This is a genomic window from Pseudomonas sp. RW10S2 (genome assembly GCF_014268985.1).
Taxonomy (GTDB): domain Bacteria; phylum Pseudomonadota; class Gammaproteobacteria; order Pseudomonadales; family Pseudomonadaceae; genus Aquipseudomonas; species Aquipseudomonas wayambapalatensis.
In genome coordinates, this window is sequence record NZ_JABWRO010000055.1 from 1 (window position 1) to 21,395 (window position 21,395).

The 21,395-nt window shown below is 64.5% G+C and carries 20 protein-coding genes; 7 read left to right on the plus strand and 13 right to left on the minus strand.

The features are described 5' to 3' along the window. Positions 1-11: 11 nt before the first annotated feature. Positions 12-2,618 (minus strand): leucine--tRNA ligase, encoded by a 2,607-nt coding sequence (gene leuS, locus HU729_RS13670; protein WP_186710532.1) that lies wholly within the window; start codon positions 2,616-2,618, stop codon positions 12-14. Positions 2,619-2,856: 238 nt separating this feature from the next. Here leuS and HU729_RS13675 point away from each other — a divergent pair, with 238 nt between their 5' ends. Together HU729_RS13675 and HU729_RS13680 are read left to right on the plus strand one after the other, a co-directional pair. After that, entirely contained in the window at positions 2,857-3,171 is a 315-nt protein-coding gene (locus HU729_RS13675) for a hypothetical protein (protein ID WP_054892821.1), read from the plus strand. Between the two features lie 130 nt (positions 3,172-3,301). Beyond that, positions 3,302-4,063 carry a YdcF family protein gene (locus tag HU729_RS13680; protein WP_186710534.1) on the plus strand — a complete coding sequence of 254 codons (762 nt, stop codon included), beginning with the start codon at positions 3,302-3,304 and terminating at the stop codon, positions 4,061-4,063. Positions 4,064-4,165: 102 nt separating this feature from the next. Here HU729_RS13680 and lnt read toward each other — a convergent pair whose 3' ends face one another. From lnt to HU729_RS13720, 8 genes are all read right to left on the minus strand, one after another. Further along, on the minus strand, positions 4,166-5,683 hold the full coding sequence (gene lnt / locus HU729_RS13685) for an apolipoprotein N-acyltransferase (protein ID WP_186669269.1): 1,518 nt from the start codon (positions 5,681-5,683) through the stop codon (positions 4,166-4,168). A gap of 8 nt (positions 5,684-5,691) precedes the next feature. Next, a complete protein-coding gene (locus tag HU729_RS13690; RefSeq protein ID WP_186669271.1) occupies positions 5,692-6,531 on the minus strand; it encodes an HlyC/CorC family transporter in 840 nt (279 codons plus the stop codon). 29 nt (positions 6,532-6,560) lie between these two features. Further along, a complete protein-coding gene (ybeY, locus tag HU729_RS13695; RefSeq protein ID WP_186669273.1) occupies positions 6,561-7,034 on the minus strand; it encodes an rRNA maturation RNase YbeY in 474 nt (157 codons plus the stop codon). Next, positions 7,027-8,025, minus strand: coding sequence for a PhoH family protein (locus tag HU729_RS13700; RefSeq protein ID WP_063542619.1), 999 nt, complete (start codon positions 8,023-8,025; stop codon positions 7,027-7,029). Before HU729_RS13700 ends, ybeY begins: the two co-directional genes overlap by 8 nt. A gap of 131 nt (positions 8,026-8,156) precedes the next feature. Further along, entirely contained in the window at positions 8,157-8,708 is a 552-nt protein-coding gene (locus HU729_RS13705; RefSeq protein ID WP_186710536.1) for a tetratricopeptide repeat protein, read from the minus strand. A 231-nt stretch (positions 8,709-8,939) separates the two neighbouring features. After that, on the minus strand, positions 8,940-10,223 hold the full coding sequence (hemL, locus tag HU729_RS13710; protein WP_186710538.1) for a glutamate-1-semialdehyde 2,1-aminomutase: 1,284 nt from the start codon (positions 10,221-10,223) through the stop codon (positions 8,940-8,942). 17 nt (positions 10,224-10,240) lie between these two features. Further along, positions 10,241-10,864 (minus strand): thiamine phosphate synthase, encoded by a 624-nt coding sequence (gene thiE / locus HU729_RS13715; protein ID WP_186669277.1) that lies wholly within the window; start codon positions 10,862-10,864, stop codon positions 10,241-10,243. A gap of 14 nt (positions 10,865-10,878) precedes the next feature. Further along, the gene (locus HU729_RS13720; RefSeq protein WP_186669278.1) at positions 10,879-11,676 is read right to left on the minus strand and encodes a hydroxymethylpyrimidine/phosphomethylpyrimidine kinase; all 798 of its coding nucleotides are present in this window, start codon (positions 11,674-11,676) and stop codon (positions 10,879-10,881) included. Between the two features lie 264 nt (positions 11,677-11,940). Between HU729_RS13720 and HU729_RS13725 the strand changes: the two genes are divergently transcribed. From HU729_RS13725 to HU729_RS13740, 4 genes are all read left to right on the plus strand, one after another. Then, a complete protein-coding gene (locus HU729_RS13725) occupies positions 11,941-13,932 on the plus strand; it encodes a hybrid sensor histidine kinase/response regulator (protein ID WP_186710540.1) in 1,992 nt (663 codons plus the stop codon). Between the two features lie 95 nt (positions 13,933-14,027). Further along, the gene (locus HU729_RS13730) at positions 14,028-15,671 is read left to right on the plus strand and encodes an acyl-CoA dehydrogenase family protein (RefSeq protein WP_186710542.1); all 1,644 of its coding nucleotides are present in this window, start codon (positions 14,028-14,030) and stop codon (positions 15,669-15,671) included. A gap of 135 nt (positions 15,672-15,806) precedes the next feature. Next, the gene (amn, locus tag HU729_RS13735) at positions 15,807-17,309 is read left to right on the plus strand and encodes an AMP nucleosidase (RefSeq protein WP_186669281.1); all 1,503 of its coding nucleotides are present in this window, start codon (positions 15,807-15,809) and stop codon (positions 17,307-17,309) included. Between the two features lie 6 nt (positions 17,310-17,315). After that, complete coding sequence (locus tag HU729_RS13740; protein WP_238348373.1) at positions 17,316-17,945, plus strand: pseudouridine synthase; 630 nt, start codon at positions 17,316-17,318, stop codon at positions 17,943-17,945. A gap of 7 nt (positions 17,946-17,952) precedes the next feature. Here HU729_RS13740 and HU729_RS13745 read toward each other — a convergent pair whose 3' ends face one another. Further along, entirely contained in the window at positions 17,953-18,156 is a 204-nt protein-coding gene (locus HU729_RS13745) for a DUF2788 domain-containing protein (protein ID WP_013974331.1), read from the minus strand. A 53-nt stretch (positions 18,157-18,209) separates the two neighbouring features. Next, complete coding sequence (locus HU729_RS13750) at positions 18,210-18,686, minus strand: Lrp/AsnC family transcriptional regulator (RefSeq protein WP_016712159.1); 477 nt, start codon at positions 18,684-18,686, stop codon at positions 18,210-18,212. Between the two features lie 404 nt (positions 18,687-19,090). Between HU729_RS13750 and HU729_RS13755 the strand changes: the two genes are divergently transcribed. Then, a complete protein-coding gene (locus HU729_RS13755) occupies positions 19,091-19,930 on the plus strand; it encodes a DUF6515 family protein (protein WP_186669282.1) in 840 nt (279 codons plus the stop codon). Between the two features lie 43 nt (positions 19,931-19,973). Here the strand turns inward: HU729_RS13755 and HU729_RS13760 are convergent, their stop codons facing one another. Further along, on the minus strand, positions 19,974-20,843 hold the full coding sequence (locus HU729_RS13760) for a cation diffusion facilitator family transporter (protein WP_186669284.1): 870 nt from the start codon (positions 20,841-20,843) through the stop codon (positions 19,974-19,976). Positions 20,844-20,868: 25 nt separating this feature from the next. Then, complete coding sequence (locus HU729_RS13765) at positions 20,869-21,288, minus strand: polyribonucleotide nucleotidyltransferase (RefSeq protein ID WP_186669286.1); 420 nt, start codon at positions 21,286-21,288, stop codon at positions 20,869-20,871. Positions 21,289-21,395: the final 107 nt, after the last annotated feature.

A 21,395-nucleotide genomic window follows, 5' to 3' on the forward strand; every position in this document is an offset into this window, starting at 1 on the left:
GGGCGTTGCCATCAGTTGGCGACGATATTGACCAGCTTGCCCGGTACCACGATGACCTTGCGGATGGTCAGGCCATCGATGAAGCGCAGGACATTGTCGTTGCTGCGGGCGGCGGCTTCGATTTCCTCGCGGCTGGCGGCGGCAGGCATTTCGATCTGGCCACGCAGCTTGCCGTTGACCTGCACTACCAGGGTGATGGTGTCTTGTACCAGCGCGCTTTCGTCGACGGCCGGCCAGCCAGCGTCGATCACCGCCTGGGTGTGGCCCAGTTCCTTCCACAGTGCGTGAGAGAGGTGCGGGGTGATCGGTGCCAGCAGCAGGGTGACGGCCTCCAGGCCTTCCTGCAGCAGGGCACGATCCTGTTCGCTGGCTTGCGGAGCTTTTTCCAGTACGTTCATCAGGGTCATCACCTGGGCGATGGCGGTGTTGAACTTGTGGAACTGACCCACATCGGTGCTGGCTTGCTTGATTGCAGCGTGGATGCCTCGGCGGATGACTTTCTGCGCGTCGTCCAGGGCGGCGATGTCCAGCTTGCCTGGCAGGCCTTGGGCAACATGGCCCTGGGCCAGGCGCCAGACACGGCGCAGGAAGCGGCTCGCGCCTTCGACACCGGAGTCGGACCATTCCAGGCTCATGTCGGGCGGCGAGGCGAACATCATGAACAGACGGCAGGTGTCGGCGCCGTAGGCGTCGATCATGGCTTGTGGGTCGACGCCGTTGTTCTTCGACTTCGACATCTTCTCGGTGCCGCCGATTTCCACCGGCAGGCCGTCGGTCTTCAGGCGTGCGCCGATGATCTTGGCCTTGGCATCACGCTCGACCTCGACATCGGCCGGGTTGAACCAGTCACGACCGCCGTTGCTGGCGACGCGGTAGTAGGTTTCGGCGACGACCATGCCTTGGGTCAGCAGGTTCTTGAACGGCTCGTTCGAGGTGACCAGGCCTTCGTCGCGCATCAGCTTGTGGAAGAAGCGTGCGTACAACAGGTGCAGGATGGCGTGCTCGATACCGCCGATGTACTGATCGACCGGCAGCCAGTGGTTGGCCGCTTTCGGATCGACCAGACCACCCTCGTAGTTGGGCGAGGCGTAGCGGGCGAAGTACCAGGACGATTCGACGAAGGTGTCCATGGTGTCGGTTTCGCGCTTGGCCGCAGTGCCGCATTTCGGGCAGGTGCACTCATAGAACTCGGGCATGCGCGCCAGTGGCGAACCGGCGCCGTCCGGCACCACGTTCTCCGGCAGCACGACCGGCAGTTGGTCTTCCGGCACCGGCACGTCGCCGCAGGACGGGCAATGGATGATCGGGATCGGGCAGCCCCAGTAGCGCTGACGGCTGATACCCCAGTCGCGCAGGCGGAACTGGGTGCGCGACTTGCCGAGGTCCTTGCGGATCAGCGCGGCTTCGATGGCGTCGAAGGCGCCGGCGAAGTCCAGGCCGTCGAACTCGCCGGAGTTGATCAGTTGGCCGTGCTCGCCATAGGCGGCCAGCCACTCGCTGCCGACTTCATCGCCCGCGCTGGTGCGCACCACAGCCTTGACCGGCAAGTTGTACTTGTGGGCGAACTCGAAATCGCGCTCGTCATGGGCCGGAACAGCCATTACCGCGCCATCGCCGTAGTGCATCAGCACGTAGTTGGCGACCCAGACCGGCAGTTTCTCGCCGGTGAGCGGATGCTCGACCAGCAGCGAGGTGGCCATGCCTTTCTTCTCTTGCGTGGCCATGTCGGCCTCGGCCACGCTGCCGCTCTTGCATTCGTCGATGAATGCTTGCAGCGCCGGGTTGCCCTGGGCGGCCTGGGTGGCCAGCGGGTGCTCGGCGGCGACGGCGACGTAGGTGGCGCCCATCAGGGTGTCGGGGCGCGTGGTGAAGACCTTCAGCGTGCCCTCGTGACCGATGCTCGCCTGGTCGTAGGGGAACTGCACTTCCATGCCGCGCGACTTGCCGATCCAGTTGCGCTGCATGGTCTTGACCTGCTCGGGCCAGCCCGGCAGCTCGTCGAGGCTTTCCAGCAGCTCGTCGGCGTAGTCGGTGATGCGGAAGTAGTACATCGGGATTTCGCGCTTCTCGATCAGCGCGCCCGAACGCCAGCCGCGGCCGTCGATGACCTGCTCGTTGGCCAGCACGGTCTGGTCGGCCGGGTCCCAGTTCACGGTCCCGTTCTTGCGGTAGATCACGCCTTTTTCGAACAGGCGGGTGAACAGCCACTGCTCCCACCGGTAGTAGTCCGGCTTGCAGGTGGTGACTTCACGCGACCAGTCGAAGGCCAGACCCAGGCTCTTGAGCTGGGTCTTCATGTAGTCGATGTTCTCGTAGGTCCACTTGGCCGGGGCGACGTTGTTCTTCATCGCCGCGTTTTCCGCCGGCATGCCGAAGGCATCCCAACCCATCGGCTGCAGGACATTCTTGCCCAGCATGCGCTGGTAGCGGGCAATGACGTCGCCGATGGTGTAGTTGCGCACGTGGCCCATGTGTAGCTTGCCGCTCGGGTACGGGAACATCGATAGGCAATAGTACGTATCCTTGCCTTGCTGTTCGGTGACAGCGAACGATTGTTGCTCGTCCCAGAACTTCTGGGCGGCGGCTTCTAAATCACGGGGCTGGTATTGTTCGTGCATGGCTACTTTTGCTGAAAGTGAAAGAGACCTTGTTTCCAGGCAGCGCAACCTCGCTGCGTCCGGCACTCCGGTGTCGATGAGAGTGAACGGCCTAGCATACATGAGCGTCGCGCGTCGTGGGAAACCCAGAATGCGATTGGCGCCGTGCGGGCCGTTTGTCGCGGCAGGCGGCTGCTTTTTTCAGTGCCGCTAAGCTCATCTGTGGGGGGGATATTCTTACCTTCAATGAGGTGAACGGATGGGAGAGTCGCAGCTAACCGCAATCAAACCGGAGCTATACGAACGCCTGATCGACCGACTGGGCCTGGCACTCGAAGTGGCCAGAACCTCGGTGCGATTGCGCGACGAAATGCCAGCAGAATTGGAGCTGCGCGGCCTGAGCCCCGCGGAGTTCCAGGTGATCAAGGCTTATCTGGATACGCTTCCTGAGAGCCGTTTCGCCAGTGCCGGCGCCTACCCTCAGCCGGAGTCCGGCAAGGGCAAGATCGTCTGGCTCAAGGACCGGCAGCGCCCCGCTGCAATGGACAGATCCAGAACGCAACCTTCCCGATAGCCGTTCAGGACACCAGGCCCACGTCGTTTCGTGACGCTTCTTCGATTAACCACTCTGATCGACGCCGGTCGTGCACTTGTTGCCCGGCGTCGATCCTCTTAGGCTGCACCTCTTCCATGGAGGTGCGCGCATGCCGATTCGTTTTTTCATCAAGCAATGGCTTATGCCGCCAGGCTTGCTGTTCCTGTTGCTGTTGGCGGCCTGGTGGCTGCGCAAGCGCCGCCCGCGCCTGGCCGGGTTGTGCTTTGTCATCGGGCTGGGTGGCTTGTGGCTGATGAGCCTGCCGCTGGTGGTGCAGGAGTCGGCACGGGCATTGGAAACAGAGGCGGCCCTGGGGCTGGATGAGTGGGCCGGTTTGGCCGCGCGTGCCGATGCCATCGTGATTCTCGGTGCAGGCCGGGAGCGCGGCGATCCGGCCTGGGGTGGGCAGGACCAGCCCACAGGCACGGCGCTGGAGCGCATGCGCTATGCGGCACAGTTGTCCAAGGCTTCGGGCTTGCCGGTGCTGACCACGGGTGGCCTGCACTACGGCACGCCGCCGAGCGAGGCACAATTGATGGCCGATCGGCTCAAGGCTGACTTCGGGGTGGAGGTAGCCTGGAAGGAAGAGGCCAGCCGCACGACTTGGGAAAACGCCCGTTTCAGCGCCGATGTTCTGCAGCCGTTGGGAGTGCGCCGTGTGGTGGTGGTGACCCAGGCCTGGCACATGCAGCGCTCACGCTGGAGCTTCGAGCAGGTGGGCTTCGAGGTGGTGCCGGCGCCAGTGGGGTTTCTGGGGGGCGATCATGCGCGACCGTTTGCCGGCTTGCTGCCGGAAAGCCGGGCGATCTGGCAGAGCGGGCAGTTGCTCAACGAGGCGGTGGGGCTGCTGGGATATCGACTGTTCTATTGATGTGGCGAACGCTGTGCCGGCCTCTTCCAGGGCAAGCCCGCCCCCGCAGGCACTGAGTCCTGAAGACCCTGCAGGAGCGGGCTTGCCCGCGAAAAAGCCCCTCTACAGGGCCCTGGCGATTCGCCCCGCCAGCAGCGCCCAGCCCATCAGCAGCGCGCAGACGATCGCCAATGGCCACGAGCGCCATTGCAGGTAGGGCGTGAGCTGCTGCATCGGCACCACATCACCATACAGAATCGCCTTCTGGAACTGCGGAATCTGGGTGGTGATCCTGCCGAACGGGTCGATCAGGGCCGTTACGCCATTGTTGGTGGCGCGGATCATCCAGCGCCCCGCCTCGAGCGCGCGCATCTGTGCCATCTGCAGGTGCTGCAACGGGCCGATCGAGGTGCCGAACCAGGTGTCGTTGCTGATGGTCAGCAGCAGATCGCTCTGCGCTGCCAGTCCTGCGGCGAATTCCGGGTAGACCACTTCGTAGCAGATGTACGGCGCTATCTGATAGCCCTTGGCCTGTAGCAGCGGCTGGTCTTCCGGCCCGCGGGCGAAGTCGGACATCGGCAGGTTGAAGAACTCGATCAGCCCGCGCAGCACGTCCTGCAGCGGAACGTACTCGCCAAATGGCACCAGCTTCTGCTTGAGGTAGGTGCCGTCGCCTTCGCCGGTCACGGTGATGCCGTTGTAGTAGCGGCGCTGGTGGTGCACCACTTCGCGGATCGGCACCCCGGTGATCAGCGCCGAATGACGGTCAGAAGCGAAGCTGCCCATCATGTCGATGTAGCCCTGGGCCTGGTCCTTGAGCACCGGTACCGCGGTCTCGGGCCAGACCAGCAGGTCGACCGGCTTGGAACTCAGGCTCATGTCGCGGTACAGCGCCAGTTGCGCGTTGACGTGGGCCGGATCCCATTTCAGATCCTGCTCGACGTTGCCCTGCACCGCGGCCACTTTCAGTGGCTCGCCGGCCGGTTGGGTCCAGGCGTGGTCCTTGAGGCTCAGGCCGATGCCCCAGGGGGCGACCAGCAGCAGTGCGCCCACGGCGAGGAAGGCCGGGCGTGCCCGCAAACGGTGCAGGTTGCACAGCAGTGCGGCAGACAGCGCCAGGGCGAAGGAAATCAGCCAGACACCCCCCAGCGGCGCAAGCCCCGCCAGCGGACCGTCGAGCTGGCTGTAGCCGGCATAGAGCCAGGGGAAACCGGTCAGGAACCAGCCGCGGAAGGCCTCCTGCAATAGCCACAGGGCAGCGAAGCACAGGGCATCGGCCAGCGGCGCCTCGTTACGCCGCAGCCAGCGTGCCCAAAGCCAGGCGGGCAGGGCGAAGAACCAGGCGATGGCGGCGAAGAAGGCCACCAGCAGCAGGGTCGCCAGCAACGGCGAAGCCCCGCCGTAGGTGTTGATGCTGACGTAGATCCAGCTGGTGCCGGCGCCATACAGGCCGAACCCATAGCACCAGCCGCGACCCAATGCCTGGCGCGGGCTGAGCTCGCGCAGGCCGAGGTAGAACAGCATGATCGCCAGCAGGGCGATCGGCCAGATGTCGAAGGGCGCCAGGGCCAGGGAGGTGGAGGCGCCGGCCACCATGGCCAGCAGGTTACCGGGCCAGCCGGGGCGGGTGATCCAGCGCATGTTCGTCCTTAGCGAGTGATCGGGGTCAGGCGCAGCAGGTGTATCCGGCGGCTGTCGGCATTGAGAATGCGGAAGCGATAGGCGCCGATTTCGGTGGTCTCGTTGCGCTTGGGCAGGTGGCCAAAGGCGCTCATGACCAGGCCGCCGACAGTGTCGAACTCATCGTCGGAGAACTCGCTGTCGAAGAACTCGTTGAAGTTCTCGATCGGTGTCAGCGCTTTTACCAGGAAGTCGCCGCTGGGCAGTGGCTTGATATAGCTGTCTTCCTCGACGTCGTGCTCGTCTTCGATGTCGCCGACGATCTGCTCGAGCACGTCCTCGATGGTCACCAGGCCCGCGACGCCGCCGTATTCGTCGATGACGACGGCCATGTGATTGTGGTTGGCGCGGAACTCGCGCAACAGCACATTCAGGCGCTTGGACTCCGGCACGAAGGTGGCCGGGCGCAGCAAGTCCTTGATGTTGAAGCTGTCGCCGTTCTCCTTGAGGATCAGCGGCAGCAGATCCTTGGCCAGCAGGATCCCGAGCACATCGTCATGGCTTTCACCGATCACCGGGTAGCGCGAGTGCGCGGCGTCGATCACCGCCGGCAGGAATTCGCGTGGCGACTGGCTGGCCTTGATGCTGATCATCTGCGAGCGCGGGACCATGATGTCGCGCACCTGCAAGTCAGCGACCTGGATGGCACCTTCGACGATGGTCAAAGCTTCGCTGTCGAGCAGCTTGTTCTGATGGGCTTCGCGCAGCAGCTCGAGGAGCTCCTGGCGGTTTTTCGGCTCATGGGCAAAAGCCTGGGTCAGTTTACCCAGCCAGGACTTCTGCCCGTTGCTCGATCGATCTTCGCTCATGGCGGTTTACTCGTGTTCCTTTGCAGTGATCAAGGGTTGATTGAATCGGTGTCGTCATCGGCGTACGGGTCGGGGTGACCCAGTTCGGCCAGCAATTCGCGTTCCAGGGCTTCCATTTCCTCGGCCTCATCGTCGTCGATGTGGTCGTAGCCCAGCAGGTGCAGGCAGCCGTGAATGACCAGGTGCGCCCAGTGTGCTTCCAGCGCCTTGCCTTGTTCGTTGGCTTCGCGCTCGACCACCGGCACGCAGATGACCAGGTCGCCCAGCAGCGGAATATCCAGCAGATCGTCGGGCACGTCAGCAGGGAAGGACAACACGTTGGTCGCGTAGTCCTTGTGCCGGTAGGTGTTGTTCAGCTCACGGCCCTCGGCCTCGTCGACCAGGCGGATGGTCATTTCCGAGTCGGCGCTGCGCTGGCGCAATGCCAGCTCGCACCAGCGGCGGAATGCCGCGTCGTCCGGGGCGGGACTGTCGGTGGCCCGTTGCAGATCGAGTTCAAGCATCTTTGGCGGGCGCCTCGGGCTTGGCCTGACGGGCTTCGAAGCGATCGTAGGCTTCGACGATGCGCTGCACCAGCGGATGGCGTACCACGTCCTTGGGCTGGAAGTGGGTGAAGCTGATGCCCGGGACGTCCCTGAGTACTTCGATCACGTGGGCCAGGCCCGACTTGGTGCCGCGAGGCAGGTCGACCTGGGTGATGTCGCCGGTGATCACCGCGGTCGAGCCGAAGCCGATGCGGGTGAGGAACATCTTCATCTGCTCGAGGGTAGTGTTCTGGCTTTCATCGAGAATGATGAAGCTGTTGTTCAGCGTGCGGCCGCGCATGTAGGCCAGCGGGGCGATCTCGATTACCTGGCGCTCGATCAGCTTGGCCACGTGCTCGAAACCGAGCATCTCGTAGAGTGCGTCGTACAGCGGGCGCAGGTAGGGGTCGATCTTCTGGGCCAGGTCACCGGGCAGGAAGCCGAGCTTCTCGCCGGCTTCGACCGCCGGGCGCACCAGCAGGATGCGGCGCACCTGTTCGCGCTCCAGCGCATCCACGGCACAGGCCACGGCCAGGTACGTCTTGCCGGTGCCGGCCGGGCCGATGCCGAAGTTGATGTCGTTGGCCAGGATTTCCTTGACGTAGCGCTGCTGGTTGGCCCCGCGCGGGCGGATGTTGCCCTTGCGCGTGCGCAGCGAGACGCTGACTTCGTTGACGGCGGGGTTGTCGATGTTCTCGACCGCCGACTCCTGGAGATAGAGGTGGACCGTTTCCGGCGACAGGTCGGTGGCCTTGGTCTCGCGGTAGAGACGGCGCAGCAGCTGTTCGGCAGCGGAGGTGGTCTTGGGTTCGCCGATCAGTTCGAACTGATTGCCGCGGTTGCGGATCTCGATGGCCAGGCGTTGTTCGATCAGGCGCAGGTGCTCGTCGAACTGGCCACACAAGTTGGCGAAACGGTGGGCCTCGAAAGGTTCGAGGGTGAAGCGATGGGGTTGTATGGGTGCGTTCAAGGTCGGTTCAAGGCGCTCGACGAAAGATATGAACTCAAGAATAACCCTTGAGCGACAGTGGCGAAAGATCTGAAACGATCAAGGGCAAGGCTGACAGTCTGCCAGCAAAATTTGACGGTTGGGTGATCGGATCAGGGCAGCGGCGAGAACGGCGTGCGCCCTTCGGCGCTTTGCAGCTCCAGCAGGTACTTGCGGAAGATCTGTCCGAGCACTTGCGTGGCATGCTCGAGTTCGTCGCGGGGCATCTGCTCGGTGACTTCGTCGGCCATGTCCAGGGCGTCTTCGGCGCCGTTGACCGCAGCGATCTTCAGCAGGATGTAGGCCTGGACGTTGTTGGCCTTGACCCCTTCGCCGTGGAAGAACATGCCGCCCAGACGGTACTGGGCCTGGGCGTGGCCCTGCAGCGAGGCTTTTTCGAACCAGTTCAGTGCCTTGTTCAGGTCCTTGGGGGCCTGGTTGCCGGTGTAGTAGAACTCGCCCAGTTCGTACTGCGCCTGGGCATCGCCGGATTCCGCACTTTGCGCGCAGGCTTTCAGTGCGTTCTCCAGGTCTTGCGGCTGGGCGTTGAGAGTGCAGCGGCCCGTCGCTGGAATCAGCAACGAGTTACCGCCCTCCGCCAGGGCCAGCAGGGGCTGAAGAAGCAACAGGCAGCCCAAGATGAGGGCGCGGCCGGTGCGGTTCATGGGGATCGACTTACCTCTGCAAAGCTGCGGCCAATGTCTCTGGTGGCACATTATGGGATAAGCAGCGCCAACCTTACAAAGTTTTACTCGAAATTCTGCATCGAGGGGTATTTGTGCGACTTGTGATGGGGCTCACGTTTTGCTCTGAAGCAGCCTCATCGGGGTACAACCCTGCCCGCACAGACGGTAGCAGTGGGGGTGGGCTTGTCCCGCGATGAGGCCATCAGCTGGTCACTTCAGCTTGGCAAATGCCCGCTCGGCCGCATCCAGGGTGATCTGCAGCTCTTTCTCGCCATGGGCAATGGAGGTGAAGCCTGCCTCGAACGCACTCGGTGCCAGGTACACACCGCCCTCGAGCATCAGGTGGAAGAAACGCTTGAAGCGCTCCGCGTCGCTGGCCATCACATCGTCGAAGGTGACGATGTCGTCGGCGCCGGTGAAGTACAAGCCGAACATCGCGCCCGCCTGGGTGGTGACGAACGGTACGCCGGCTGCATCGGCGCGCTGCTGCAGGCCGTCGAGCATACGGCTGGTGAAGGCGCTCAGTTCGTCGTGGAAGCCCGGGCGGCTGATCAGCTTGAGGGTGGTCAGGCCGGCGGCCATGGCCAGCGGGTTGCCCGACAGGGTGCCGGCCTGGTAGACCGGGCCGAGCGGGGCGATGCAGCCCATGATCTCGCGCTTGCCGCCGAAGCAGCCGACCGGCATGCCGCCGCCAACGATCTTGCCGAAGGTCGACAGGTCCGGGGTGATGCCGTAGTAGCCCTGGGCGCCGCCCAGCGATACGCGGAAACCGGTCATCACTTCATCGAAGATCAGCACCACACCATGCTTGTCGCACAGTGTGCGCAGGCCTTCGAGGAAGCCGGGCGCCGGCGGTACGCAGTTCATGTTTCCGGCCACCGGCTCGACGATGATGCAGGCCACTGTCTGACCAACATCGGCGAGGGTCTTCTCGACGGCTGCGATGTCGTTGAACGGCAGGGTCAGGGTGTGCTTGGCGAAGTCGGCCGGCACGCCCGCCGAGCTCGGTACGCCCTGGGTGAGCAGACCGGAACCGGCCTTGACCAGCAGGCTGTCGGAGTGGCCGTGGTAGCAGCCTTCGAACTTGATGATCGCGTCGCGACCCGTGTAGCCACGGGCCAGGCGAATGGCGCTCATGGTGGCTTCGGTGCCCGAGCTGACCATGCGCACCATCTCCATCGACGGCACGATCGAGCAGACCAGGTCGGCCATCTCGGTTTCCATGGCGGTCGGTGCGCCGTACGACAGGCCGTGCTCCAGTTGGCGGCGCACCGCGTCCAGCACGTCCGGATGGCCGTGGCCGAGGATCATCGGCCCCCAGGAGCCGACATAGTCGACGTAGCGCTTGTCGTCTTCATCGACCACATAGGCGCCTTCGGCATGCTTGAAGAACAGCGGTGTGCCGCCGACGCTCTTGAAGGCGCGCACGGGCGAGTTGACGCCGCCGGGGATGTGCTTCTGGGCTTGGGCGAACAGGGTTTCGGAACGGGACATGGGATCTTCTCTCGAAATCAGGAAGCGAACAGGGCGTTGAAGGCGCGGGCGCGGCGGGTGACTTCCTGCGCGCTGTCGGCACCGAACAGGCCGTGGATCACCGCCAGCAGGTCGGCGCCATGGGCGACCAGCGGGGCGGCGTTGTCGAGGGTGATGCCACCGATCACCGCGATCGGCAGCTTGACCTGGGCGCGGGCCTGCTCGATCAGGTCGAGGTTGGCGGCCGGGGCGCCGGGCTTGGTCAGGGAATTGAAGAAGCGGCCGAAGGCCACGTAGCTTGCGCCTTCGCTGGCGGCCTGTGCGGCCAGGTCGAGGCTGGCATGGCAGGTTGAGCCAATGATGGCTTTGCGCCCGAGCAGGGCACGGGCCGGCGTGAGTGGGCCGTCGGTCTGCCCCAGGTGCACGCCGACGCCCAGGCGCGCGGCCAGCTCGGCGTCATCGTTGATGATCAACTGGGTGCCGTAGCGCTCGCAGAGTTGCATCAGCGCCTCGGCCTCGCGCAGGCGTCGCGCCGCATCGTCACCCTTGTCGCGGTACTGCAGCAGGCAGACACCGCCTTCGAGCGCTGCCTCGACATGGGAGAGGAAACGGCCGGCGAGCAGCTGGCTGTCGGTGATCGCGTACAGGCCGCGTAGCTTCATGTGATGGCCTCGTATCAGGAGCAGAAGTCCAGGGGCAGGCGGCGTGGCACGTACTGGCCCTTGCCCAGTTGCTCGGCGTCGCGCAGCGTGCGCCAGGTGTAGTCCAGGGCACTGCGCACGGCGCTTTCGAGCTGCTCGCCCAGCGCCAGCCGGCCGGCCAGGGCGCTGGCCAGCGTGCAGCCTGAACCATGGTAGCTGCCGGGCAGGCGCTGGCAGGTCCAGGTGTGTTGCTGGCCGCTGCGGCTGTACAGGCGGTTGTGGATTTCCACCTCGTCGCCATGGCCGCCGGTAATCAGAAGATGCTCGCAGAACGGCAGAAGTTTCTCTGCGCATTCGTCGGCACTGCCGTTCGGCAGTTCGGCAAGGATGCGTGCCTCGGGCAGGTTGGGCGTGGCGATGGTAGCCCGCGGCAGCAGACGCTCGCGCAGGGCGTAGCCGACCTCGTCCTTGCCCAGGCGGCCGCCACCACCGGCACGCAGCACCGGGTCGCAGACCAGCGGCAGGTGCGGATGCGCGGCGAGGAGTTCGGCGACGGTGTCGACCATCTCGATCGAGCCGAGCATGCCCAGCTTCACCGCTGCCACGGTGGAGTCGGCCAGCACGGCATTGGCCTGGGCCAGCACCCACTCGCGGTCGAGTACGCGGAAGTCGGAAACGTTGACGGTATCCTGAACGGTCAGGGCGGTCACGGCAGGGGCGGCGTGACAGCCTTGGGCGATCAGGGCTTCGATATCTGCCTGCAGGCCGGCACCGCCACTGGGGTCGTGGCCGGAGAGACAGAGGACAACGGGGCGGGAGCTGTAGGTATTCATGGTCGGCGAGCTTACCACCAAACCCCTTTGCGCGAATCGGCGAGTGCGGCAATTTTGCTGACCAAATGGTCAGGTTGTACGTTTGGCGTTGCCTGAAATGTCCGTTCTAGAGGGCTTTCTTTGAAATTGGCAGTGGCTGCTGGACGGCTCCGAAGGCTATGCTAGAGTGCTCGGATAACTCGATTAACGGCGCTGCCGGGTTTCGTCGTCTCAAAGGGATGGGAGGCAATCACGACACAACCGCGCAGACCATGCTGGGGCTGTATGCGCTATTTGCTGATTGTGCTCTTGGGCTGCCTGCCCCTGCTCGCCGGAGCGGTCGATTTCGACGATGCTACCCGGCAACTCCCCTTGGGCAAGCTGATGCAGGTCTACGAAGACGTGGATGGCAGCACCAGCATCGACCAGGTCAGCGCGCCAGCGTTCGCATCGCGCTTTCGTACGCATACCCACGACGTGCTCAATGCCGGTTATTCGACGTCGGTGTTCTGGCTGAAGCTCGACCTGCGCCCTGTCGGTCTGCCGGCAGCGGCGCCCCGCCAATGGTTGCTGGAACTGGCGTACCCGCCGCTGGATCATCTGGAGCTCTATCTGCCTGACGGCGAGGGCAAGTGGCGCCTGGCGCAACGCACCGGCGACGCTTTACCCTACGCCAGTCGGCAGATCCTGCAGAACAACTACCTGTTCGAACTGCCGTTGCCCCGCGAGCAGACCACCACGGTCTACCTGCGCCTGCACAGCCAGGGATCGGTGCAGGCGCCGCTGACCCTCTGGTCGGCCGAGGCCTACATCGAGTCGCAGCCGGGGCGCTTCTACATACTGGGCATGATCTACGGCGTACTGCTGGTGATGCTGGTCTACAACCTGTTCATCTATCTGAGCGTGCGCGATGTCAGCTATCTCTACTACATCCTTTATATAGGTGCGTTCGGGCTGTACCAGATCTCGGTCAACGGTGCCGGGGTCGCTTACTTCTGGCCTGAAAACCCCTGGTGGACCAACGCCGCCACGCCGTTGTTCATCGGTGCGGCCGGCCTGTTCGGTTGCCAGTTCACCCGCCACTTCCTGCAGGTGCGTCGCCTCAGCCCGGGGTTCGATCGGTTGTTGTTGCTGTTGATGGCCGGGGGTGTGCTGGTGATGCTGCTGGCCGTCAGCCTGTCCTATGGCGTGGCGCTGCGCATGGCCACGGCGCTGGCGCTGGCCTTCACGGTGACTGTGTTCGCTGCCGGTGTGATGGCCTGGCGGCGCGGCGTGCGCGTTGCGCGCTGGTTCGTCATCGCCTGGACGGCGTTTCTGCTCGGCGGGTTGGTCAACACGCTAATGGTGCTGGGTTACCTGCCCAATGTGTTCCTGACCATGTACGCCAGCCAGCTCGGCGCGGCACTGGAGGTGGCGTTGCTGTCGCTGGCCCTGGCCGATCGCATCAACAGCCTGCGCGAAGAGCAGTCGCGGGCGCTGCGTGACAGCGGCCGAAAACTGGAGCAGCTCAATCAGCAACTGGCGCGCAGCAATCGGCTCAAGGATGAATTCCTCGCCACCGTCACCCACGAGTTGCGCACACCGATGAACGGCGTGATCGGTTCGCTGGAACTGATGCAGACCCTGCCCATGGGCGCCGAGCAGGCGCAATACCACCGCACGGCCGTGGGCTCGGCACAGGACATGATGGCGATGGTCGACGACATCCTGATCCTCACCGAACTCCAGGCGGGCCGTCTGCGCGCCCACGGCGCACCGTTCAGCCTTCGGCGACTGTTGCAGGAGCTGCGGGCAGGGTATGCAGGGCAGGCACTGGGCAAGGGCTTGTACCTGAGCCTGGACGTGCCTGCGGACCTGCCCGACAGCCTGGTGTGCGATGCGCAGAAACTTGCCCGCTGCCTGGCCTGCCTGGTGGACAACGGGCTGAAATTCACCCATCAGGGCGGTGTGATGATCCAGGTTCGTGGCCGCTTGATCGGGCCCGACAGCCTGGCGTTGAGTGTGACGGTCAGCGACAGCGGCATCGGCTTCGACGACCTGGACCAGGCGATCCTGTACCAGCGTTTCTTCCAGGTCGATGGCTCCATGACCCGGCGCTATGGCGGCCTGGGGATCGGTTTGTCGATCTGTCGTCAGTTGGGCGAGCTCATCGGCGCGCGCCTGTCCCATGAGTCGACGCGTGGCCTGGGCAGTCGCTTCGAACTGGTGATGACGGTGGCCGTGGCCCAGGTGCAGGTCCCTGCCGGGCAGATCGCTTCCGGACCTCGGACGCTGTAGGTCGGGTCGCCAGAATCGGCGCTTTTGCCACTTTGACTCAAGGGTAATGAGTGCTTCACTGGACCTTCCAGGCCACTTCGGATCCAGGAGCCGCCATGAACCTGCACCAGTACGCCGAAACCCACGAAGTCACCAACCAACCGCCGCCGCTCGACGGTGCCAACCTGTACCGCCTCGATGTACCGCTGCAGGAGTGGTCCAAGCGTTTCGGTGCAGGGTGGGCCGAGGCACGGATCGATGCCTATGGTGCATTGGCGGGTGGGCCGCTGATGGCAGCAGGGTTCCTGGCCAATGCCCACAAGCCCGAATTCAGCAGCCACGACCGCTATGGGCATCGCATCGACCTGGTGACCTTCCATCCGGCCTACCACGAGCTGATGCGTACTGCGGTCGAGCATGGCCTGCCCTCGCTGCCCTGGTCCGAGCCGCGCGCCGGTGCCCATGTGGCCCGGGCCTCGATGACCTACCTGCACAGCCAGGCCGAGGCCGGCACAGGCTGCCCCTTGACCATGACCTTTGCCGCCGTACCGGCATTGCGCCTGCAGCCGGAGCTGGCCGAATACTGGCTGCCCAAGGTGCTGGCGCGTGAATACGACCCACGCAACATCGGTGACCGGCACAAGGCCGGGGTGACCATCGGCATGGCCATGACCGAGAAGCAGGGCGGCACCGACGTGCGTGCCAACACCACCCGTGCTTATCCGGTCGGCATGCCCGGGCCGGGGCAGGCCTACGAGCTGGTGGGCCACAAGTGGTTCTGTTCGGCGCCGATGTGCGATGCCTTCCTGACCTTGGCGCAGACCGAAAAAGGCCTGAGTTGCTTCCTGCTGCCGCGTCATCGACCGGACGACCAGCGCAACCAGTTCTACATCCAGCGCTTGAAGAACAAACTGGGCAACGTATCGAACGCCTCCAGCGAGGTCGAGTTCCGGGGTGCCCTGGCCTGGATGATTGGCGAGGAGGGCCGCGGCGTGCCGACCATCATCGAGATGGTGGCCATGACCCGCTTCGACTGCATGGTCGGCTCCAGTGCCTTGATGCGTCAGGCCCTGACCCAGGCCGCCCACCACTGCGCGCACCGCAAGGTCGGCGGCAAGCTGCTCAGCGAGCAGCCCCTGATGCAGAACGTGCTCGCCGACCTGGCCCTGGAAAGCGAAGCAGCGCTTGCCCTGAGCCTGCGCATGGGCCAGGCGCTGGATCAGCTCGACGATCCGCAGCAGGCGCATTTCGCGCGGCTGGTCACGGCGGTGGGCAAGTACTGGATCTGCAAACGTGCCCCGGCGATGATCAACGAAGCCGCTGAATGCATGGGCGGCGCCGGTTATGTAGAGGACAGCATCCTCCCGCGGCTGTACCGCGAGGCGCCGGTCAACTCCACCTGGGAGGGCTCGGGCAATGTGCAGTGCCTTGACGTGCTGCGCGCGCTGTCCAAGGAGCCGGGCGTGCTCGACGCCCTGTTCGTCGAGCTGGGGGATGGCCATGGCGATCCTCGGCTGGCCGCGCACATCGGCAATCTCAAGGGCGCCTTTGCCGACACCAGCGACATCCAGTACCGGGCGCGGCAGTTGACCGAGGACATCGCCGTGGCGATTCAGGCCAAGCTGCTGCTCGAGGCGGGCAACGCCGCAGTGAGCGATGCGTTTATCGGCAGTCGCCTGGGCACTGGTGGTCGGGTGTATGGCGCGTTGCCGCGTGGCGTCGATGCCCAGGCCCTGGTGGCGCGGGCCACGCCGCTTTGATCGCGTTGGCCCCTTCGCGGGTAAACCCGCTCCCACAGGTACTGCGCTGTATTTGAAACCAGCGGTGAACGTGTGGGAGTGGGTTTACCCACGAAGAGACCACCGGGGATGTTTTTAGCGCCGAAGGCAGGCAAGATGGAAACCCTGCATGCCCTCGAAGACAGGAAGCCCAGCGTGAGCCAAGCGTTTGTAGTCGTTGATACCCCCGAACAGGCCGTCGATCGTCTGGCGGCCCTGCATGAACAGGCCACCGGGGCCCTCAGCCAGGCCCTCAAGCGTTACCTCAAGGACCGCACCGAACCGGACGAAGGCCAGCGCGCCCAGTTCCGCTATCCGGCGTTACGCCTCACCTACTTCAGCCAGGGCGAAGTCGCCGCTACCACGCGTGCCTATGCCAAGGTGCAGGTCGCCGGGACCTACAGCGTCACCGTTACCCAGCCGGCCGCCTTCCGCGGTTATTTGCTGGAGCAGCTACGCCCGCTGATGAACGACTACACCGTGACGGTGGAAGTAGGTGTCAGCGAGCAGAACATCCCGTATCCCTACGTGGTCGACCAGGGCGACGAACTGGCCGGCAGCGGCATCACCGCCGCGCAGCTGGCGCGGGTGTTCCCCAGCACCGACCTGTCTGCCGCCACCGACAACATTGCCGATGGCCTGTACGACTGGGAAAGCGCCGACACGCTGCCGCTGGCGCTGTTCGACGCCGCCCGTGTGGACTTCTCGCTGCGCCGCCTGGTGCATTACACCGGCAGTGACTGGCGCCACATGCAGCCGTGGATCCTGCTGACCAACTACCACCGTTATGTCGACCAGTTCATCGCCCACGGCCTCGAGCAGTTGCGCCAGGACCCGCGTTTCGTGCGCATGGTGCTGCCGGGCAATGTCGTGATCGAGAAGGGCATGGACAACGGCGAGGCCCAGGCTCTGGTGGCCGGCGTGGTCTGGCACCGCTACCAGATGCCGGCCTACCATCTGATCGCCGCCGACGGCGATGGCATCACCCTGGTCAACATCGGTGTCGGCCCGTCCAACGCCAAGAACATCACCGACCACCTGGCCGTGCTGCGTCCGCACTGCTGGCTGATGATCGGCCACTGTGGCGGCCTGCGTCAGTCGCAGACCATCGGCGACTACGTGCTGGCTCACGCCTACATGCGTCGCGACGGCATCCTCGATCGCGTGGTGCCGCCGAACATCCCGATCCCGGCCCTGGCCGAGGTGCAGTTGGCGCTGCAGGAAGCGGCGGCGCAGGTGACCGGCGAGCGCGGCGAGCAACTGAAGAAGCGCCTGCGTACCGGCACCGTGCTCACCTACGACGACCGCAACTGGGAGCTGCGCTGGGCCCAGGAGCGCCCGCTGATCAACCTGTCGCGCGCCGTCGCGGTAGACATGGAGAGCGGCACCATCGCCGCACAGGGTTATCGCCTGCGAGTGCCCTACGGCACCCTGCTGTGCGTTTCCGACAAGCCGCTGCACAGCGAGATCAAGCTGCCGGGCTCGGCGAACGCCTTCTACAACCGTGCGGTCAGCCAGCACCTGAAGATCGGCATCGCTGCCCTCGATCTGCTGCGCACCGAGCTCAACTCGCTGCACTCGCGTAAACTGCGCAGCTTCGATGAGCCGCCGTTCCGCTGAGGATCCATGCCCCTGCCACCCCGCTCCAAACCGCGCCGCCCGGCGGCGCGTCCTGTCGGCCCGCGTCGCCCGCCCAAGGCGCCGCCGGCCGAGCCGCGCCTGATTCTGTTCAACAAACCCTTCGATGTACTGACCCAGTTCAGCGACGACCAGGGGCGCGCCACGCTCAAGGACTTCATCGATATCCCGGGTATCTACCCCGCCGGGCGTCTGGACCGCGACAGCGAGGGCCTGTTGCTGCTGACCAATGACGGCGGTTTGCAGGCGCGCATCGCCGACCCGAAACACAAATTGCCCAAGACCTATTGGGTGCAGGTGGAGGGTGAGCCGAGCGAGGAGCAGTTGCGGCAATTGCGTGAGGGCGTCGAACTCAACGATGGCAAGACCTTGCCAGCCGAGGCGCGCCTGCTCGATGAGCCTGCACTGTGGCCGCGCAACCCACCGGTACGCTTTCGCAAGAGCATTCCCACGCAGTGGTTGGAGCTGGTGATCCGCGAAGGGCGCAACCGCCAGGTGCGGCGGATGACGGCGGCAGTGGGGTTGCCGACCTTGCGTCTGGTGCGGGTCAGGATCGGTAGCTGGACCCTCGATGGACTGGAGCAGGGCTGCTGGCGCGAGGTGCCGGCACGGCTGTAGGGCTGCGCTACACCCCTTCGAGAAACCCCACCACCACGCTCTTGATGATGAAGGCCAGCACCCCAAGCCCCAGCACGAAGAACAGGATCAGCGTGCCGAAGCGCCCGGCCTTGGATTTTTTCGCCAGGTCCCAGACGATGAAGCCCATGAACCCGATCAGCACGGTGACCAGGATGATCATCATCCATTCTTCGAATACGGCAGGATCCATCTTCAAGCTCCAGGCGGTTTGAAGGCCCGATCATACGCCGGGCCTGGCAGGGTTCAACGGAGGTGGGTCAATGGCATCTCGGTACTGGCCAGTACCTGGTTGAGCACGAAGCTCGAGCGCACGCTGGTGACGCCTTCGATGCGGGTCAGGCTGCCTAGTAGTAATTTCTGATAGTGGTCCATGTCCGGTACCACCACCTTGAGCTGGTAGTCGGCGTCCATCCCGGTGACCAGGCTGCACTCGAGCACCTGGGGCAGGTTGCGGATGGCGGCTTCGAAGGTTTCGAAACGTTCGGGGGTGTGGCGGTCCATGCCGATCAGCACGTAGGCGGTGAGGCTCAGGCCGAGCTTCTTGCGGTCCAGCAGGGCCACCTGGCGCGAGATATAGCCGTCGTCTTCGAGCTGCTTGACCCGCCGTGAGCAGGGCGAGGGGGACAGGCCGATGCGTTCGGCCAGTTCCTGGTTGGAGATACGTGCATCGCGCTGCAATTCGGCAAGAATGCTCAGGTCATAGCGGTCGAGCTTGCTCATCAAGAAGGCCTTTTCTGTTCGGATTGCGACGAATTATCGATCCTGAGTGAAAAATTGCGCAAGTGCTATTTATCAGAGCAATCTTCGCAATCCTCTGTCGCACCCATTCCTCTATCTTTATCAACAGAATCACTGCCCGGACTCAAGTCCACGGCGACGCGCCCTAGGCGGGCGGTCGCGGCCAGCCATCCAACCGGATCACCTGGCCCCCGGGCTGCACAGCGTCCAGAAGACACTGTGAGGTGAGCCGACGCCACAAGCGTCGAGCACGGACGACAATTCCCAAAGGGAGGCCCAACGGCCTCCCTTTTTTATTGCCCGTGTACCTGGGGGATTTCATCTGCCTGCCCCCGCCTCAGGTTAGACTGCTGCCATCAAGCGCTGTGGTTATCGAGAGGACGAGCATGAGGTCACGCATCTGGCAGTGGGCGGGTGTTGGGTTGCTGGGCATGGGCATCAGCCTCGGGGCGCTGGCCCAGGGGCCGGACGACGGACGTGGCTGGGGTGGCCAGCAGGAGTCCAATGGCCCAGGCCAGGGCAGTTCGCCGCTCAACTCCCGTGACGAAGTGCGCCAGACCCAACCTCCGCGCCAGGGCTACTATCAGGATATTCCGCGCCGCAACGGCGACAACCGCCACTGGGAAGCCGGCGGCCCGGGCCAGCGCCCTGGCGGTGATTGGCGGGGGCGGCCTGACGGCCATGGCAACGGCTGGGGACCGGGGCCGCAATACCGCCCTGGCTACACCACCGACCGTTTCCCGGACCGTTACTGGAAAGTGCCTTACCGCGGGCAGGACTATTTCTATTCAGGCGGCTACTGGTACCGCCCGCACAGTGGCGGCTACATCGTGGTGCGCCCGCCCTACGGCGTGCGGGTCAACTACCTGCCTCCCTATGCCCAGGAAGTGTGGTTGAGCGGATTGCTGTACTTCCTGGTGGCCGATACCTACTACCAGTATCAGCCCGACAGCCAGGAGTACGTGGTGGTCAATCCGTCCGCCCCTGCATATGCACCGCAACCCCAGCCCCAACCGGACAATGGTTATGACGTGGTCGCCTACCCGGCGAACGGACAGGGCCCCGAGCAGCAGGAGCAGGATCGCTACCAGTGCCATCGCTGGGCCGTCAGCCAGTCCGGGTTCGATCCGGCCACGGCCACCTATGCGCCACCGGCCAATGTGGCCAACGGCTACCGCCGTTCGCTGGCCGCTTGCCTGAGTGGTCGGGGGTACAGCGTCAACTGAGGGGGCGCGCGGCTTGGGGAGCAGAGCAAATCTGCTCCTGCCGCTAGACAGGGTCGGCGTGGACCATGACATCCGCGCGCGGATAACGCTGGCGGATCGCTTCCGACGCCTTCACGCACAGGGCATGGGCGTCATGCAGCGGCAGTGCGCCGGGCAGTTCCAGGTGCAACTGGACGAACCAATGGCTGCCTGACACCCGGGTACGCAGGTCGTGCACGCCCTTGACGCCGGGAATGGCCAGGGCCAGTTCCTGCATGCGTGCGCCGATGTCGGCGGGCAGCTCCTGGTCCATCAGGATCGAGGTGCTCTCACGGGCAATCTGCAGGGCGCTCCAGAGGATGTACAGCGCAATCCCCAAGCCGAACAGGGCATCCAGTTGTGGCCAGCCAAAGCCGGCCAGCAGCAGGGCGAGCAGGATGCTGCCGTTGAGCAGCAGGTCGGAGCGATAATGCAGCGAGTCGGCACGCACGGCAGTGGAGCCGGTGATGCGGATGACCTTGCGTTGGAACGCCAGCAGCGCGACGGTCAACACCAGCGACAGCAGCATCACCGCAATGCCCGCACCCGTGTCGCCCAGCGGCTGCGGCGTCTGCAGGCGCTCCACCGCCTGGAAACCGATCAATACCGCACTGACCGCGATGAACAGCGCCTGGGCCATACCGGCCAGGGCCTCGGCCTTGCCGTGGCCGAAACGGTGATCGTCGTCGGCCGGGCGCAAGGCGTAATGCACCGCCAGCAAGTTGAGGAAGGAGGCGACGGCGTCGAGCGCCGAATCGGTCAGGCCTGCGAGCAGGCTCACCGAGCCGCTTAGCCACCAGGCCACGGCCTTGGCCAGTACGAGAATGCCAGCCACCGTCAGCGAAGCACGGGTGGCCAGGCGCAGCAGGCGTAGATGTTCGGCCGTGGCAGTCATGCGTGGCGTGTCGTTCCGGTGTCGGTCAGGCGGCCGGGACCAGGCCGAAGGCGGCCAGTTGCTCAACGCTGCCACGATGCTGGATCAGCCGTGGATCGTTCAGCGGCAGGCGCTGGCCCAGTTCGCTTTCGAGAATAGCCTGCAGCTTGAGGTTGTCGATCTTGCCATCGGTACCGACCGCAGGCTTGAGCTTGGCCGGGTCGACCTGGGCGGTCTTGCCGCCAGGGTAGTAGATGGCGCCCGTGGCGAAGTCGACGCCGAAGGCGATCAGGCCAGGGATGACGTAGAAGAGGATGCCGATCGCGTCCATGGCGGCGACCACCGGGTCGATCTTGCCTTCGATCTGGCCACGGCGATCGGGATAGAAAAGGGTGCCGCAGGCCGTCAGCTGGGTCAGCAGGGCGGCGATGAGGGCGCCGCCGATAACGCGGGAATGGATGCGCATTTGAATCTCCGGAAAAGATGACTGCAGGAGGTCGGGCAAAAAACGCCTGCACCTGATGCTCAGACCATGACGAAGCGGCCTCGGTTCGCCGTTATACTCGCTCGTTC

Excerpts from the sequence above, each read along its gene's own strand:
- HU729_RS13740 (WP_238348373.1), top strand. The coding sequence starts at position 17,316 with ATGCCCCTGCCACCCCGCTCCAAACCGCGCCGCCCGGCGGCGCGTCCT.
- HU729_RS13690 (WP_186669271.1), bottom strand. The coding sequence starts at position 6,531 with ATGAGCGAAGATCGATCGAGCAACGGGCAGAAGTCCTGGCTGGGTAAA.
- HU729_RS13720 (WP_186669278.1), bottom strand. The coding sequence starts at position 11,676 with ATGAATACCTACAGCTCCCGCCCCGTTGTCCTCTGTCTCTCCGGCCAC.
- HU729_RS13755 (WP_186669282.1), top strand. The coding sequence starts at position 19,091 with ATGAGGTCACGCATCTGGCAGTGGGCGGGTGTTGGGTTGCTGGGCATG.
- thiE (WP_186669277.1), bottom strand. The coding sequence starts at position 10,864 with ATGAAGCTACGCGGCCTGTACGCGATCACCGACAGCCAGCTGCTCGCC.
- HU729_RS13705 (WP_186710536.1), bottom strand. The coding sequence starts at position 8,708 with ATGAACCGCACCGGCCGCGCCCTCATCTTGGGCTGCCTGTTGCTTCTT.
- HU729_RS13725 (WP_186710540.1), top strand. The coding sequence starts at position 11,941 with ATGCGCTATTTGCTGATTGTGCTCTTGGGCTGCCTGCCCCTGCTCGCC.
- leuS (WP_186710532.1), bottom strand. The coding sequence starts at position 2,618 with ATGCACGAACAATACCAGCCCCGTGATTTAGAAGCCGCCGCCCAGAAG.
- hemL (WP_186710538.1), bottom strand. The coding sequence starts at position 10,223 with ATGTCCCGTTCCGAAACCCTGTTCGCCCAAGCCCAGAAGCACATCCCC.
- HU729_RS13750 (WP_016712159.1), bottom strand. The coding sequence starts at position 18,686 with ATGAGCAAGCTCGACCGCTATGACCTGAGCATTCTTGCCGAATTGCAG.
- HU729_RS13765 (WP_186669286.1), bottom strand. The coding sequence starts at position 21,288 with ATGCGCATCCATTCCCGCGTTATCGGCGGCGCCCTCATCGCCGCCCTG.
- HU729_RS13675 (WP_054892821.1), top strand. The coding sequence starts at position 2,857 with ATGGGAGAGTCGCAGCTAACCGCAATCAAACCGGAGCTATACGAACGC.
- HU729_RS13760 (WP_186669284.1), bottom strand. The coding sequence starts at position 20,843 with ATGACTGCCACGGCCGAACATCTACGCCTGCTGCGCCTGGCCACCCGT.
- HU729_RS13680 (WP_186710534.1), top strand. The coding sequence starts at position 3,302 with ATGCCGATTCGTTTTTTCATCAAGCAATGGCTTATGCCGCCAGGCTTG.
- amn (WP_186669281.1), top strand. The coding sequence starts at position 15,807 with ATGGAAACCCTGCATGCCCTCGAAGACAGGAAGCCCAGCGTGAGCCAA.
- ybeY (WP_186669273.1), bottom strand. The coding sequence starts at position 7,034 with ATGCTTGAACTCGATCTGCAACGGGCCACCGACAGTCCCGCCCCGGAC.
- HU729_RS13745 (WP_013974331.1), bottom strand. The coding sequence starts at position 18,156 with ATGGATCCTGCCGTATTCGAAGAATGGATGATGATCATCCTGGTCACC.
- HU729_RS13730 (WP_186710542.1), top strand. The coding sequence starts at position 14,028 with ATGAACCTGCACCAGTACGCCGAAACCCACGAAGTCACCAACCAACCG.
- lnt (WP_186669269.1), bottom strand. The coding sequence starts at position 5,683 with ATGCGCTGGATCACCCGCCCCGGCTGGCCCGGTAACCTGCTGGCCATG.